Genomic DNA, 1,428 nt, shown 5'->3' with positions numbered 1-1,428 from the left:
AGCAGGAGCCGGGAATGAAGAGCCCGGTACAAGCAGAGGACCAGTACATCAGGAAAATCCGGTGTACAATGGAAGGCTGTGACGTGGACCGAACTAAAGTAGGGAAGCCTGTGAGCCAGCTGTCAAGAAAAGCCGCTATTGTTCATATCGTACCCGTACCGTAAACCGACACAGGTGGATGAGGAGAGAATCCTAAGGCCGACGGGAGAAGCATTGTTAAGGAACTCGGCAAAATGACCCCGTAACTTCGGGAGAAGGGGTGCCCATGAAGATGGGCCGCAGAGAATAGGCTCAAGCAACTGTTTAGCAAAAACACAGGTCTATGCAAAACCGTAAGGTGAAGTATATGGGCTGACGCCTGCCCGGTGCTGGAAGGTTAAGGGGAGAGGTTAGACTTTAGGTCGAAGCTTTGAACTTAAGCCCCAGTAAACGGCGGCCGTAACTATAACGGTCCTAAGGTAGCGAAATTCCTTGTCGGGTAAGTTCCGACCCGCACGAAAGGCGTAATGATTTGAGCACTGTCTCGACAATGCACCCGGTGAAATTGAAATACCAGTGAAGATGCTGGTTACCTGCGCCAGGACGGAAAGACCCCATGGAGCTTTACTCCAGCTTGATACTGGGATTCGGTATTGCATGTACAGGATAGGTGGGAGGCTGTGAAGTACGGACGCCAGTCTGTATGGAGCCGCTGTTGGGATACCACCCTTGCGGTACTGGATTTCTAACCTGCACCAGTGAACCTGGTGGGGGACAATGTCAGGTGGGGAGTTTGACTGGGGCGGTCGCCTCCGAAAGAGTATCGGAGGCGCTCAAAGGTTCCCTCAGAATGGTCGGAAACCATTCGAAGAGTGTAAAGGCAGAAGGGAGCTTGACTGTGACACCGACGGGTGGAACAGGTACGAAAGTAGGACTTAGTGATCCGGTGGTATAAAGTGGGATTGCCATCGCTCAACGGATAAAAGCTACCCTGGGGATAACAGGCTTATCACTCCCAAGAGTTCACATCGACGGAGTGGTTTGGCACCTCGATGTCGGCTCATCGCATCCTGGGGCTGAAGTAGGTCCCAAGGGTTGGGCTGTTCGCCCATTAAAGCGGTACGCGAGCTGGGTTCAGAACGTCGTGAGACAGTTCGGTCCCTATCCGGCGCGGGCGTAGGAAATTTGAGAGGAGCTGTCCTTAGTACGAGAGGACCGGGATGGACGAACCGCCAGTGTATCGGTTGTCGTGTCAACGGCAGAGCCGAGTAGCTGTGTTTGGTGTGGATAAACGCTGAAGGCATCTAAGCGTGAAGCCCCCCTCAAGATGAGATTTCCCTAACGCAAGTTAGTAAGACCCCTTGAAGACGACGAGGTAGATAGGGCAGAGGTGGAAGTGCAGCAATGTATGGAGCTGACTGCTACTAATAGGTCGAGGGCTTGACCAAA

1 rRNA gene is annotated in these 1,428 nt (G+C 52.9%); it reads left to right on the top strand.

Annotated features, from left to right (window positions below):
- A 23S ribosomal RNA gene (locus DWZ56_RS22535) occupies positions 1–1,427 on the top strand; the annotation flags it as partial.
- Position 1,428 lies beyond the last annotated feature (1 nt).

The organism is Lachnotalea sp. AF33-28 (assembly GCF_003477885.1).
Classification (GTDB): domain Bacteria; phylum Bacillota; class Clostridia; order Lachnospirales; family Lachnospiraceae; genus AF33-28.
This window is presented reverse-complemented; position numbering and strand designations above follow the sequence as displayed.